General features: G+C 69.4%; 10 protein-coding genes. 3 read left to right on the plus strand and 7 right to left on the minus strand.

Going from position 1 to position 13,411, the window contains the following annotated elements; genetic code table 11:
* Nucleotide 1: 1 nt before the first annotated feature.
* Together HMPREF9710_RS11835 and HMPREF9710_RS11840 are read right to left on the minus strand one after the other, a co-directional pair.
* Complete coding sequence (locus tag HMPREF9710_RS11835; RefSeq protein ID WP_005666621.1) at nucleotides 2-2,173, minus strand: TonB-dependent siderophore receptor; 2,172 nt, start codon at nucleotides 2,171-2,173, stop codon at nucleotides 2-4.
* Between the two features lie 253 nt (nucleotides 2,174-2,426).
* Nucleotides 2,427-3,467 (minus strand): AraC family transcriptional regulator, encoded by a 1,041-nt coding sequence (locus HMPREF9710_RS11840; protein ID WP_005666623.1) that lies wholly within the window; start codon nucleotides 3,465-3,467, stop codon nucleotides 2,427-2,429.
* Nucleotides 3,468-3,555: 88 nt separating this feature from the next.
* Here HMPREF9710_RS11840 and HMPREF9710_RS11845 point away from each other — a divergent pair, with 88 nt between their 5' ends.
* Entirely contained in the window at nucleotides 3,556-5,163 is a 1,608-nt protein-coding gene (locus HMPREF9710_RS11845) for an FAD-binding oxidoreductase (protein ID WP_005666625.1), read from the plus strand.
* Complete coding sequence (locus tag HMPREF9710_RS11850) at nucleotides 5,160-6,770, plus strand: glycerol-3-phosphate dehydrogenase/oxidase (RefSeq protein WP_005666626.1); 1,611 nt, start codon at nucleotides 5,160-5,162, stop codon at nucleotides 6,768-6,770. The genes HMPREF9710_RS11845 and HMPREF9710_RS11850 overlap by 4 nt, the downstream gene beginning before the upstream one ends.
* Before the next feature lie 137 nt (nucleotides 6,771-6,907).
* Here the strand turns inward: HMPREF9710_RS11850 and HMPREF9710_RS11855 are convergent, their stop codons facing one another.
* From HMPREF9710_RS11855 to HMPREF9710_RS11870, 4 genes are all read right to left on the minus strand, one after another.
* Nucleotides 6,908-8,266, minus strand: a complete 1,359-nt coding sequence (locus HMPREF9710_RS11855; protein ID WP_005666630.1) for a diguanylate cyclase — start codon at nucleotides 8,264-8,266, stop codon at nucleotides 6,908-6,910.
* A 212-nt stretch (nucleotides 8,267-8,478) separates the two neighbouring features.
* Nucleotides 8,479-9,672 carry an aminotransferase-like domain-containing protein gene (locus HMPREF9710_RS11860; RefSeq protein WP_005666631.1) on the minus strand — a complete coding sequence of 398 codons (1,194 nt, stop codon included), beginning with the start codon at nucleotides 9,670-9,672 and terminating at the stop codon, nucleotides 8,479-8,481.
* A gap of 163 nt (nucleotides 9,673-9,835) precedes the next feature.
* Nucleotides 9,836-10,297 (minus strand): RidA family protein, encoded by a 462-nt coding sequence (locus HMPREF9710_RS11865; RefSeq protein WP_005666633.1) that lies wholly within the window; start codon nucleotides 10,295-10,297, stop codon nucleotides 9,836-9,838.
* Nucleotides 10,298-10,372: 75 nt separating this feature from the next.
* On the minus strand, nucleotides 10,373-11,293 hold the full coding sequence (locus HMPREF9710_RS11870; protein ID WP_005666634.1) for a DMT family transporter: 921 nt from the start codon (nucleotides 11,291-11,293) through the stop codon (nucleotides 10,373-10,375).
* A gap of 112 nt (nucleotides 11,294-11,405) precedes the next feature.
* Between HMPREF9710_RS11870 and HMPREF9710_RS11875 the strand changes: the two genes are divergently transcribed.
* On the plus strand, nucleotides 11,406-12,815 hold the full coding sequence (locus HMPREF9710_RS11875; RefSeq protein WP_005666636.1) for an aminotransferase-like domain-containing protein: 1,410 nt from the start codon (nucleotides 11,406-11,408) through the stop codon (nucleotides 12,813-12,815).
* A gap of 5 nt (nucleotides 12,816-12,820) precedes the next feature.
* Here the strand turns inward: HMPREF9710_RS11875 and HMPREF9710_RS11880 are convergent, their stop codons facing one another.
* Nucleotides 12,821-13,312, minus strand: coding sequence for a VOC family protein (locus HMPREF9710_RS11880; RefSeq protein WP_005666638.1), 492 nt, complete (start codon nucleotides 13,310-13,312; stop codon nucleotides 12,821-12,823).
* Between the last annotated feature and the right edge of the window lie 99 nt (nucleotides 13,313-13,411).

Genomic DNA, 13,411 nt, shown 5'->3' on the forward strand with positions numbered 1-13,411 from the left:
CCTACAGGTCGATGCGGGCGTTGAACGAGACCGTGCGCGGCGCGCCGATCTGCAGCGAGTTCGAGCCCGCCGAATACCAGTAATCCTTGCCGGCCAGGTTGTTGACCTGCAGGCGCAAGGTCAGGTCGCGGCCCTGGACGCGGGTGCGCCAGGCGCCGCCCGCGTGCAACAGGGCGATCGACGGCACCTGGATCGTGTTGGCGCTGTTGGCTTCCTGCTCGCCCAGGTAGCTGGCGTTGGCGTGCAGCGACAAGCCGTCGACCTGCGGCAGCCGCGCTTCGAGGCCCAGCACCGCCTGCAGGCGCGGCGTGCTTTCGACCCGGTTGCCGATCAATGCGGGGCTGGTGGCCTTGTACTCGGCGTCGAGCCAGGTGACGCCGCCGTTGGCCTTCAGCCAGCGCGCGAGGTCGGCGCGCGCGTTGACTTCCAGGCCGCGGTAGCTCAGTTCCCCGCCCTGCGTGTAGACGCCGCGCGGATCGCTGCCGTAGTCGGCATAGGCGGCGCCGCGCTTGACCCGGAACAGGGCCGCGTTCGCGCCCCAGCCGGCCTGGTCGACCTTCACGCCGAGTTCGGCCTGGCGGCTGGTCAGCGGCGCCAGCACTTCGTTGGCGTTGGCATAGGTGGCGCCGACCGTGCCGCCATCTTCCATCGCCTCGACGTAGCTGGCGTAGACGGTCGCGTAGGACGTCGGCTGGTAGAGCAGGGCGGCGCTCGGCGACAGCGGCTTCTTGTTGTAGCGCGAGGTGGACGCGCCACGCGCGTTCCAGTTCAGGTTTTCGTAGTCGACATGGCGCGCGCCGAGCAGCACCGACCAGTGGTCGCCGAACTCGATGGTGTCGCTGGCGAACACCGACTTGTGGGTCCACTCCGAGATCTTGTAGAAGATGCTGCGGTCGAAGGTGGAGCTGTCGACCAGCGCCGGTGGCGTCGTGTACAGGTTGCCGACGGTGGCGGGGCCGAACAGGCTGAGGTTCGATTCGGGATTCAGGGTGCGTTCGAGCGTCTGGTAGCCGGCGCCGAAGGTCACGCGATGGCGGAGCGGGCCGGTGTCGAACTTGCCTTCCACGCTGGCCTGCAGCGCGTCATAGGTCAGGTTCGGGCGGTAGAACGGCGCCAGCCGGTTGCTGTAGTCGCCGCGCTGGTTGCTGAGATAAAGCGTCTCGTTGGCGCTGACGATGCGCTTGACGGTGTGACCATAGCTGAGGCTGGCTTGCCAGGCGCGGCTGATGCGCCAGTCGAGCGCCGTGGCGCCCATCCACAGGGTCGAGTTGTAGTAGGAGCTGTCATAGGCGCCGAAATCCTTGCGGCCATCCACGGGCGCGGGCAGGCCGGTCCGGGCCGGATAGTTCTGCAGCGAGACGGTCGGCACGGCGCCGTCGATGTCGCGCTCCTGGTAGAGGAAGTTCGCGCTCCAGGTCAGGTCGCTCGTCAGGCGCGCGTCCACGGCCAGCGAGGCGGCCTGGCGTTCCAGTGCGGCGCCGTTATAGGTGCCGCCTTCCTCGCGCGCCAGGTTGGCGCGGTAGCCGAAGCGGCCCTGGGCGCCGAAGCGGCCGCCCGCATCGACGTGCGCGCGTTTCAGGCTCGCGCTCGACCAGCCGACGTCGGCGCTCAGGAGCGTCTCGCTGGTCGGCTTCTTGGTGATGTAGTTGATGATCCCGCCAGGCGCGGCGAAGCCGTACAGGAAGCCCGAGGCTCCCTTGAGCAGCTGCACCGACTCGACGGTTTCGAGGGGCAGCTCGACGCCGAACATCTGGAATGGCTGGCCGTCGATCTTGAAGCCGTTGGTGAAGTCGAGCCGCAGGCCGCGCACGTTCACCGCGTGGGCGGCCTGGGTGTAGGTGCCGCCCTGCGCGCTGACCGAGGCGTCGTCGGCGAACACCTGGCCCAGCGTGGCGATCTGGCGATCCTCGATCTGCTGGCTGGAGACGCTGGCGGTGGCGAATGGCGTATCGAGGTCGGAGCGGTTGCCGAGGGCGCCGAGGGCGCCGAGGGCGCCGCGCTCGTCGCGGGCGCGCTCGCCGTTGACGGTCACGGTCTGCACTTGCAGGGGTTCGAGGTTGGCGGCGTCGGGAGCGGCGAGCGGACCTTGCGCATTCGCCTGCGCGGCGCCCGCCAATGCGCCGGCGACGATCAGCCCGAGGCGCCTGCGGCGCGGCTGGGTAAGAGGTTGCATGATGAGTTCCTGTCGTTATCGAGGGCTTGTTGCAGGACGTCGCACCATACGGATGTGGCAGGTTCGAAGGTCCGGCGGGCCGCGGGCCCGGCGCTTGCGTGCAGCGAATCCGGGCGGGCATGCGAGCCGATGCAGCGCGCCGTGGGTAACGGCGACGCGTTGATGAGTTGGCATGGTAAGTTCTACACGCCGCGTGTAGAACGATTGATTACGATGATCGATATGCGGAAATAAGATGCGGCATGAACCGTGTTCACGCGGCCTGCTCGCGCCATGCGCCTGGATTCATGCCGCTCCACTCGCGAAACGCATGCGTGAACGCGCTCTGTTCCCGGAAGCCGAGCAGGAAGGCGACGTCGACCAGGCCCAGTTCGCGCCGGCGCAGGTAGTCCTTGGCCAGGCCGTAGCGCACCGCATCGAGCACCTGCTGGAAGCTCGAGCCGGCATCGGCCAGCTTGCGCTGCAGGGTGCGCGCCGACAGCCCCAGCTCGGCCGCCACCGGCGCCAGCCGCGCCTCGCCGCTGGCCAGGCGCGGCAGCAGCGCGGCCCGCACGCGCGCCACGATGGGTTCTTGCCGCGCGGCGCGTTCTACCAGCAGTCGTTCGGCGTGGTGCAGCAGGAGCGGGTACACGCTGGTGTCGGCGTTCGGCACCGGCATCGCCAGCAGGGCGGCATCGACGGCGGCGCAGTTCAGCGGTGCGCCGAACTCCGGCGCGATGCCCAGCACGCGCCGGTATTCGGCGTCGCCGTGGCCCGGGTCGGCATGCCGCAAGCGCAGCGCCAGCGGCACCAGCGGCCGCCCGGCCAGCCAGCTGCCGAACACGCGAATGCCCGCATACACGCTTTCCACCAGGTGCCGGGTGGCGTCGGGATAGTGGCTGATCCACTCGTAATGCGCTTGGGCGCCATGCTGCGCCAGGCGGCTGCGGCCCAGGTCGTGGGCCAGCGATTCGTAGCGCTGGGTCAGTTCCAGCGCATGGCCGAAGCTGTTGCAGGCCAGGAGCAGCATGCCGTAGGCGCTGTAGGTGGCCGGACGCGCTTTTTCGCCCACGTGCAGGCCGAAGAACGGATCGTTCGCCAGGCGCGCGCCGGCTTCGAGCAAGCCGATGTAGCGTCGTGCGGGCAGGCTCTCGGGCAGCGGATCGAGTGCGCCAGCGGCCAGGCCGGCGGCCTGGGCCAATACGGGCAGGGCAAGGCCGCGCTCGAGGGCGGTTTCCAGCAGGGGCTGCAGATAGGAACCGGTCACGCGCGCGTCATCGGGCGGCAGTGGCGTGATTGAGCAAGGCTGTGTCATGAAAGCGCAATACGGTTGGCGGGAGCGACTTTAATGTGCTATTTGAGGTGATAAAAAGAGCAACTCGAAGTATAACGGAAAGTCATTGATGCGGCGTTGGAACGGTTGGGGTGACGAGTCGATTACGGTGCAGCTCGAAGGAGAGGCCAGAGCCTTCCTCGGCGCACGGCTGGGCCGGGGGACGGCCCCGCAGGACGCGACCTTCGAACAAGCCTGCGCCGGCTTGCCCCCTGGCCGCCTGCCGCCCCATCCGCTGATCGACGCCACCGGCCCCACGCGCGCGCGTCACGCCCATGGGCAGAGCCTGCCGGACTGGCTGCGCCTGCGCCACGGCCGCCTGGGCAAGGTGCCGGACGGCGTGGCCTTTCCCGAATCGGGCGCGCAGGTGCGCGAACTGCTGGCCTTCGCCGCCCTGCATGACGCGGTGGTCATCCCCTACGGCGGCGGCACCAGCGTGGCCGGCCACCTCGACGTGGGCCACAGTTCCAACGGCGGCCTGCGCCCGAGCCTCTCCATCGACATGGGCCGCATGCGCGCCATGATTTCGCTCGACCGCGAGGCGCAGCTGGCCTGTTTCGGGGCCGGCGTGTCCGGCGCCGATCTCGAAGCCCAGCTGCGCGCCCACGGCTATACCCTGGGACACTATCCGCAATCGTTCGAATACTCCACGCTGGGCGGCTGGATCGCCACCCGCTCGTCGGGGCAGCAGTCGTTGCGCTACGGGCGCATCGAGCAGATGTTCGCGGGCGGGCGCATCGAGACGCCGTCCGGCACCCTCGACATCCCGACCTTTCCGGCTTCGAGCAGCGGCATCGACCTGCGCGAGATGGTGCTCGGCTCTGAGGGCCGCATGGGCGTGCTGACCCACGCCGTGGTGCGCATCAACCGCCTGCCCGAGCACGAAGCCTTCCACGCGCTGTTCTTCCCCGACTGGGAACATGCGGTGCAGGCGGCGCGCATGCTGGCCCAGGCGCGCCTGGGACTGTCGATGCTGCGCCTGTCGAACGCCGGCGAGACGCGCACCATGCTGGCGCTGGCCGGCCACGGTCGCCGGGTGGGATTGCTGGAGCGCTACCTGGGCTGGCGCGGCTGCGGCCAGTCCAAATGCATGCTGCTGGTCGGCGCCAGCGGCGCCAGGGGCCAGGCGCGCGAGGCGCTGCGCACGGCGGCGGCGCTGGCACGGCGCCTGCACGGCGTGCACGTCGGGCGCGCGCTGGGCGAGCGCTGGCGCCGCAACCGCTTTCGCAGCGTCTACCTGCGCAACGCGGCCTGGGAGCAGGGCTATGCGATCGACACGGTCGAGACGGCGCTCGACTGGCCGCACGTGACGCAGGCGGTGACCGCGATCGAGCAGGCCGCGGCGGCCGCGCTGGAGGCGTTCGGCGAGCGCGTGCACGCCTACACCCACCTGTCGCACCTGTATCCCCAGGGCGCCAGCGTGTATTCGACCTTCGTCTACCGGCTGGCGGGCGACTACCAGGCCGACCTGGCGCGCTGGCGCCAGCTGAAGGACCGCGTCTCGAGCGCGATCGTCGGCTGCGGCGGCACCATCAGCCACCAGCACGGCGTGGGCGTCGACCACGCGCCGTGGCTGGCAGCCGAGAAGGGCGAGCTGGGGCTGGGCGCCATGGGGGCGCTGTTCCGTCACTTCGACCCCGAATGCCGCATGAACCCGGGCAAGCTGGTGACGCCATGAGCGGTGCCAACGTCTTTCCGCCCGGGCGCGACTGGGACTTGCTGGTGATCGGCGGCGGCATCACCGGCGCCGGCATCCTGCTCGAAGCCGCGCGGCGCGACCTCAAGACCTTGCTGGTCGAGCAGAAGGACTTCGCCTGGGGCACCTCGAGCCGCTCGTCGAAGCTGGTGCACGGCGGCCTGCGTTACCTCGCTTCCGGCGACCTGCGCCTGACGCGCGACGCCGTGCGCGAGCGCGAGTCGCTGCTGCGCGCCGCGCCCGGACTGGTCGAGCCGCAGGGCTTCGCCTTTGCCGACCATGGCACCGACGTCAAGCGGCGGCTGGGCTTTCTTTCCATGCTGCGCGTGTACGAAGTGCTGGCCGGCCGCCGCGAGCCGCGCTGGGAACGCCCGGAATCGTCCCGCATGCCGTCGCCGAATAGCCCAGAAGCCAACCCGGCTGGCGGCATCCGCTACACCGACGCCAAGACCGACGACGCGCGCCTGGTGCTGCGCGTGATCGACGAGGCGCGCGCCCACGGCGCGGTCGCCTGCAACTACGTGACCGTGCAGGCGCTGGTGCGCGACGGCGGCAAGGTGCACGGGGCCATGCTGCGCGACGAACGCAGCCAGGCCGAGACGGCGGTGCGCGCGCGGGTGGTGGTCAACGCCACCGGCGCCTGGTCCGATTTGCTCGGCGGCGCGGCGGGCGGGGAGGCAGGCGGCAAGGCAGGCGGCAAGGCAGGCAGCACTAAGCCCGATCGCGCGCCGCGCCTGCGGCCGCTGCGCGGCAGCCACCTGGTGCTGCCGGCCCGGCGCCTGCCGCTGGCGCAGGCGGTCAGCCTGCTGCACCCGGCCGACAGCCGGCCCGTGTTCGCCTTCCCATGGGAAGGCGTGACCCTGGTCGGCACCGACGCCGACCACGAGCAGGGTTTGAACACCGAGCCGCGCATCACCCGTCCCGAATTCGACTACCTGATGGCGGCCCTGCACGCCCAGTTCCCCCAGCTGGGCTTGAGCGAGCAGGACGTCGTCGCCACCTTCGCGGGCGTGCGGCCGGTGATCGACGGCGGCCAGCATGGCGCGCCGTCGTCCGAAAAGCGCGACCATTTCGTGTGGTCGGAGCCGGGCCTGGTCTCGGTGGCCGGCGGCAAGCTGACCACCTTCCGCGCGATCGCCCTCGACGTGCTGCGCCACGTGTCGCAGCAGCTGCCCGGCTGGCAGCTGCGCGCCGAGCGCGGGCCGGTGTTCGCGCGGGTGTCGGTGCCGGCGCGCCACGACCTGCCGCCCGGCGTGCTGCGCCGGCTGGCCGGCCGTTACGGCGCCCAGGCCAAGCCGCTGCTGCTGGCGGCGCGCAAGGGCGAGCTGGAATGCATCCCGGGCACGCAGACCCTGTGGGCCGAGCTGCGCTGGGCTGCCCGTTCCGAGCAGGTCTACCAGCTGGACGACCTGCTGCTGCGCCGCACCCGGCTCGGCATTCAGCTGCCCAACGGCGGCCTCGATCAGATGACGCGCATCCGCGCCATCTGCCAGCCGGAGCTCGGCTGGGACGATGCGCGCTGGGAAGCGCAGGAGCGGCGCTACCTGGCCGAGTGGGGCAAGCAGTACGGGGTTCCGCCTGTCGCCTGACCGGGCCCGATGATCACATCCTTGTTGGCGCAGAGGCCAGTGGTTTCAACATCGAAGAAGACGATCGGGGCGCCGGATTGGGGGTAATGTGAGTCGCGCATGATTATGTGCCTGGTATCGAATGTGGGCGCCGGATGTCAATGCGCCATCCCACCCCGCGCCTGCTCCCACGCCGCCCCCGCCTGCGCCGCCACCACCTGGTTGCGCCCGCGCGCCTTGGCCTCGTACATCGCGCGGTCGGCCGAAATGAAGAACGAGCGGATATCGTCGAACAGGGTCGGCACGATGCCGGCCACGCCGATGCTGACGGTCACCACGCCGGCCCCTTCCGCGCGCGGATTCGGGATCGCGAGCCGCTCGACATGGGCGCGGATCGCCTCGCCCAGCCGCGCCGCCGCGCTGGACGCGGTGTCGGCCAGCAACACCACGAATTCCTCGCCGCCGTAGCGCGCGGCCAGGTCGGTCGGGCGCATCGCATGCGATTGCAGCGCTTCGGCGATGGCCTGCAGGCAGGCGTCGCCGGCGGCGTGGCCCAGGCTGTCGTTGTAGCCCTTGAAATGGTCGACGTCGAGCACGATCAGCGACAGCGGCTGGCCGCTGCGGATGGCGCGCTGCCATTCCTTGTCCAGGAAGGCGTCGAAGTGGCGGCGGTTGGCGATGCGCGTGAGCGGGTCGATCAGGGCGGCGCGCTGCAGCGCCGTCTCGGACTGCTTGTGGTGGGTGATGTCGTGCAGCAGGGCGACGAACAGCGCTTCGCCGCCCGCCACCGGCGACAGGCTCAGGTCCATCGCGCGCATCGTGCCGTCCGACTGGCGCACCAGCACTTCGCGTGTGCCGCGGCAGCGCGCGGTCGCCTCGGCGTCGAGCGGGCGGGAGAAATAGTCGGCGTAGTCGCAGGCGGCGGGCGGCTCGACCAGGTCGGCCAGCAGCTCGCCTTCCAGCACTTCCTTGGGCTGCGACAGGAAGCGTTCGCAGGCCGGGTTGGCGTACACCACGCGGCCCTCGCAGTCGACCAGCATCAGGCCCTCGTCCATGCCGTCGACGATCAGCTGCAGGCGCTCGGCCTGCTGCTTCTGGCTTTCGCTGCTGCTGCGCAGGCGCAGCTGGGCGCGCACGCGCGCGCACACTTCGGCCATGCGCACCGGCTTGGCGATGTAGTCGGCGGCGCCGGTGTCGAAGCCGGCGACGATGTCCTCGGTCTCGCCGCAGGCGCTGACGAAGATGACGGGGATGTGGGCGGTGTCGGGCTGGCGCTTCAGGCGGCGGCAGATTTCCAGGCCGTCGAGGTCGGGCAGGATGACGTCGAGCAGGATCAGGTCGGGCTGGATGCGGGTGGCGATGTCGAGCGCGCGCTTGCCGGTATTGGCGACGAAGGTCTGGTAGCCCTGCTGGCGCATCATGTCCTGCAGCAGCCCGAGGCTGTCGGGAGCGTCGTCGACGATCAGAATCGCGGATTGGCGCGCCGGTGCGGCGAGCGCTAGGGCAGGATGCATCATCGGTGGCGGGCAGACCTCATCAGTGTCGATGAATCATACTCTTTTACACGGAGATTTTGGACACACACCTTGCCTAAAATCCACTACCTGATGCAATTGTTGCACTATCGCAACTGACCCGCCATTGCGCCGGTATTGCCCAGGCAGGCTGATACCGGTATCGACTGACCGTCGACAAAGAAACAGGGCCGCATTCGCGGCCCCGTGGGATCTTACAGCATGCCGGCGATCAGCTTGCCGAGGACCGCGATGCCTTCGCGGATGCGCTCCGGCGGCACCGTCACGAAGGACAGGCGCAGCGTGTTGGTGGCAGGGTCGTTGGCGTAGAACGGCGCGCCCGGCACGAAGGCCACGCGCGCGGCCAGCGACTGTTCCAGCAGCTTCATGGCGTCGATCTGCTGCGGCAGGGTGACCCAGATGAACATGCCGCCTTCAGGCTTGGTCCAGCTCACGCCGGCCGGGAAGTGTTCCTGCATCGCGTCCAGCATCACCTGGCACTGGTCGCCGTACAGCTGGCGGATGGTCGGGATGTGCTGGTCCAGGAAGCCGTCCTTGACGACCTCGTGCACCACCATCTGGGTCAGCTGGGCGGTGTGCAGGTCGGCCGCCTGCTTGGCCAGCTCGAGGCGGCGCACCAGCGGCAGCGGGGCGCAGACGTAGCCCAGGCGGATGCCCGGGGTCAGCACCTTCGAGAACGAGCCCATGTAGATCACGCCGTCCGGGTTCATCGCGACCATTTTCGGGCTCGGCGCGCCCTTGTAGCTCAGCGAACCGTAGGGATCGTCCTCGATCAGCGGCACGCCGAGGCGGGCGCAGGTTTCCACCAGTTCCTGGCGGCGCTCGACCGACAGCGAACGGCCGGTCGGGTTCTGGAAGTTCGGCAGCGCGTACAGCATGCGCGCGCCTTGCGCGATGCCTTCCAGCGACGACGGCACCAGGCCGTGTTCGTCGGTGTCGACCGATTTGAACTCGGGACGGTAGACCGAGAACGCCTGCAGCGCGCCCAGGTAGCTCGGGGTCTCGACCAGCACGCGGCTGCCTTCGTCGATCAGCACCTTGCCCAGCAGGTCGAGCGCCTGCTGCGAACCCGAGGTCATGAGGATCTGTTCCGGCAGGATCGTCGAACCTTCCGTCGACAGCGAACCGGCAATCCACTCACGCAGCGGCGCGTAGCCATCGGTCGGGCCGTATTGCAGCGCCACTTTGCCGTTGTCGCTCAGGACCTTGTCGTAAGCGGCTTTCATGCGCTCGACCGGGAAGGTGGCTGGCGACGGCAGGCCACCGGCGAACGAGATGATCTCCGGACGCTGGGTGATCTTCAGGATCTCGCGGATGAACGAGCTTTGCAGCTGCTGGGCGCGTTCCGAGAACTGCCACTGGATGGGATTGGGGTTTTCGATTTTCATACTGGTCTCACAGGAAGGTGCACGGTCGTGCCGGGCCATTATATAAAACACGCCGCGTTGGCGGCTTCACGTCGGCGAATGGAGCCGGGTCAGCCGCGCGAGGTACAACATTAATTGATTTGCCGACAAATTAATGCCGGTTGTAGACACGTTATCGCCGGCTTTATGCCACTTCCACGATCATTTCGATCTCGACGCAGGTGCCGCGCGGCAGCGATGCAACGCCGAAGGCCGAGCGCGCGTGCTTGCCGGCGTCGCCGAACACCTCGCCGATCAGTTCCGAGGCGCCATTGGTGACCAGGTGCTGTTCGTTGTAGTCCGGGGTCGACGCGACCAGGCTCATCACCTTGACGATGCGCTTGACGCGGTTCAGGTCGCCGCCCACGGCTTCCTGCAGCGTGCCGATCAGGTCGATCGCGACCGAGCGCGCGGCGGCCTGGCCGTCCGCCGTGGTCTTGTCGCGGCCCAGGATGCCGGCATTGATGCTGCCATCTTTGTTCTTGGCGATATGGCCCGAGATGAACACGAGGTTGCCGGTCTGGACGTACATGACGTAGGCCGCGGCCGGGGTCGCCGGCGCTTCCAGGGTGATGTTCAGTTCCTTGAGTTTGTCGTAGACGGACATGGTGTTTTCCATAAGTTGCGTGAATGAAGCCGGTATTGTACGTCGAGCGGGGACCATGCACATCGAACGGCTCGGTCAGCCAGGCCGGCGCCGCACCTGCAGCCGCCGTCCGGCGAACACGACGCCGATCACGGCCAATGCGAACAGGCTGTCGTGCAGGGTCAGCGGTTCGCCCAGCAGCACGGCGGCGCCGACCAGGCTCATGAAGGGCTGCAGCAGCTGCACCTGGCCGACCCGGGCGATCCCGCCCAGGGCCAGGCCGCGGTACCAGAAAAAGAACCCGACGAACATCGAGAACACCGTCACATAGGCCAGGCCTACCCAGGCCGCGGCGCCGGCGCCGGCGAACGCCTCCGGCCGCGGGATGTAGTGCCAGGCCAGCAGCGGCGCCACCAGCGGCAGGGCCAGCAGCAGCGCCCACGAGATCGTTTCCGGGCCGCCCAGGGTGCGCGCCAGCCTGCCGCCTTCGGCATAGCCGACGGCGCCGGCGGCCACGGCCAGGAACATCAGCAGGTCGGCCAGGTGCAGGGCGCCGCCGCCCTGGGACAGGGCGAATGCGATCACCAGCGCCGCGCCGAACACGGCTACCAGCCAGAAGGCGGCGGATGGCCGCTCGTCGCCGCGCATGGCGCTGTACAGGGCCGTCAGCAGCGGCAGCAGGCCGGCCAGCACCGCGCCGTGGGTGGCCGGCACCCAGCGCAGGGCCATCGAACTCAGCAGCGGAAAGCCGATCACCACGCCCAGCGCCACCAGGACCAGCGGCGCCAGCGCGGCGCGCGGCGGCAGCGGGGCCCGGCGCCATCCGAGCCACAGGCCGGCCAGCAGCGCCGCGCCGAGCGCGCGCCCGAGGGCGATGAACAGCGGATCGAGTTCGGCCACCGCCATGCGGGTGAACGGCAAGGTCAGGCTGAACATCGCCACGCCGGCCAGGCCGAGGAGCATGCCGCGCGCTTCGTCGCGGCTGGCGGTCGGGATGGGGCGGGCGAGGGTGGTCATCGGGTGTCCTTGGTCGGGCTTGCGGCAACGCGGCAGTGGGTCTATCCTAGCCGCACGGACCAATACAGTCCCAGTACACTTCTACCGATAATTTGCCGACTGTGGTGGTGAAATGACCGATACACTCGCCTTCGCCTTGGCGCGCGACGCCGGCGCGCCGCTGGCCGACCAGATCGTGAGCGCGGTGGCGGCGCGCGTCGACGAGCGCCTGCTGCGCCCCGGCGCGCGCATGCCCTCGATCCGGCGCTTCGCCGCCAGCCACGGGGTGTCGCCGTTCACCGTCGTGGCCAGCTATGACCGGCTGGTGGCGCAGGGTTACCTGGAATCGCGCCGCGGCGCCGGTTTCTTCGTGCGCGAGCGCCAGGCGCCGGCGCACAAGCCGGCATCATCGCAGCCGGCGCCGGTTCCGGCCGAACTCGACATCGCCTGGCTGGTGCGCAGCATGTTCCGCCAGGCCCCGCTCGGGCTGGCGCCGGGTTCCGGCGTGCTGCCGGCCGACTGGCTCGACGGCGCGGCGGTGGCCAATGCGCTGCGCGCGCTCAGCCGCCAGAACTGCGACGGCTTGCTCAATTACGGTTTGCCGCACGGTTTTTTGCCATTGCGCCAGCAGCTGCAACGGACGCTGGCCGAACTCGAGATCGAGGCCGCGCCCGAGCAGCTGGTGACCACGCTGGGCGTGACCCAGGCGCTGGACCTGGTGGCGCGCGCGTTCTGCCAGCCGGGCGACACGGTGCTGGTCGACGATCCGGCCTGGTTCCTGATGTTCGGTTCGTTCGCGGCGATGGGCCTGAAGGTGGTCGGCGTGCCGCGCCTGGCCGACGGCCCCGACCTGGCGCGGCTCGAGGAGCTCGCCGCCCTGCATCGCCCGCGCCTGTTCGTCATCAACTCGGTGCTGCACAATCCCAGCTCGACCTCGGTGTCGGCGGCCAAGGCTTTCCAGGTGCTGCGCGTGGCCGAGCAGCACGACTTCCTGGTGGTCGAGGACGACATTTACTGCGGCCTGCACCCGGGCGGCGCCACCCGCCTGGCCGCGCTGGACGGCTTGCGGCGCGTGATCTACCTGGGCGGTTTTTCGAAGTCGATGGCGGCCAACCTGCGGGTCGGCTTCGTCGCCACCTCGCGCGAACGGGCCGCGCTGCTGGCCGACCGCAAGATGCTGGCCACGCTCAGCACCAGCGACATCGGCGAGCGCGTGGTCTATAAAATCCTGGCCGAGGGCCACCACCGCAAGCACCTCGATCGCGTGCGCGGCCGCCTGGATGCGGCGCGGCCGGGCGCGCTGCGCCGGCTCGAGGCGCTCGGGATGCGGGTCGACCCGGCCCCGGCGGCCGGGATGTTCCTGTGGGTCGACGTCGGCGCAGACACCAATGCGCTCACCGCGCGCGCCATGCGGCAGGACTTGCTGCTGGCGCCGGGCAGCCTGTTCTCGCCCAGCCAGCAGCCGTCGACCCGGATGCGGCTGAACCTGGCGGCGCTGCAGGATCCGGCCGTATGGCGTTTTCTCGAGGCGCGGGCCGGCTGACCGGGTCAGCCGGCCTGCTGGGCGGGACAATCGCCGGGCTGCATGTCTCGCATCGCTTCCATGATCTGCTCGTCCGTCATGTCGCGCTTGTGGGTGGCGATCGACCACAGGTGGCCGAACGGGTCGGCGACCTGGCCGTAGCGGTCGCCCCAGAACATGTCGGCCAGTTCCATGGTCGGCCGGGCGCCGGCTTCCAGCGCCCTGGCCCACACGGCGTCGGCATCGTTCACGTACAAATGGATGGTCACGGGCGAGCCCTTCAGGGCGAGCGGGCCCTGGCTGCCGAATTCGGGAAACGCGTCGGCCAGCATGATGGCCGAGTCGCCGATGCGCAGCTCCGCATGCATGATCCTGCCGTCCGGTCCGGGCATACGGGCGAGCTCGACGGCGCCAAACGCTTTCTTGTAGAAGTCGATCGCTTCGCCCGCTTTGTCGCACACCAGGTGCGGGGTGACGGTACGGTAGCCTTCCGGGATGGGACGCACTGCCTGGTTCATGGTGTTCTCCTGGGTTGTGTGGATGGGGTGCTGCCATCTCCACGACGAATGGGCGGGGCAGGATTCGACATGGCGGATGCATGAAAGTGCGATTTTCTT

It is taken from the genome of Massilia timonae CCUG 45783 (assembly GCF_000315425.1).
In the GTDB taxonomy this organism is placed as follows: Bacteria; Pseudomonadota; Gammaproteobacteria; order Burkholderiales; family Burkholderiaceae_D; genus Telluria; species Telluria timonae.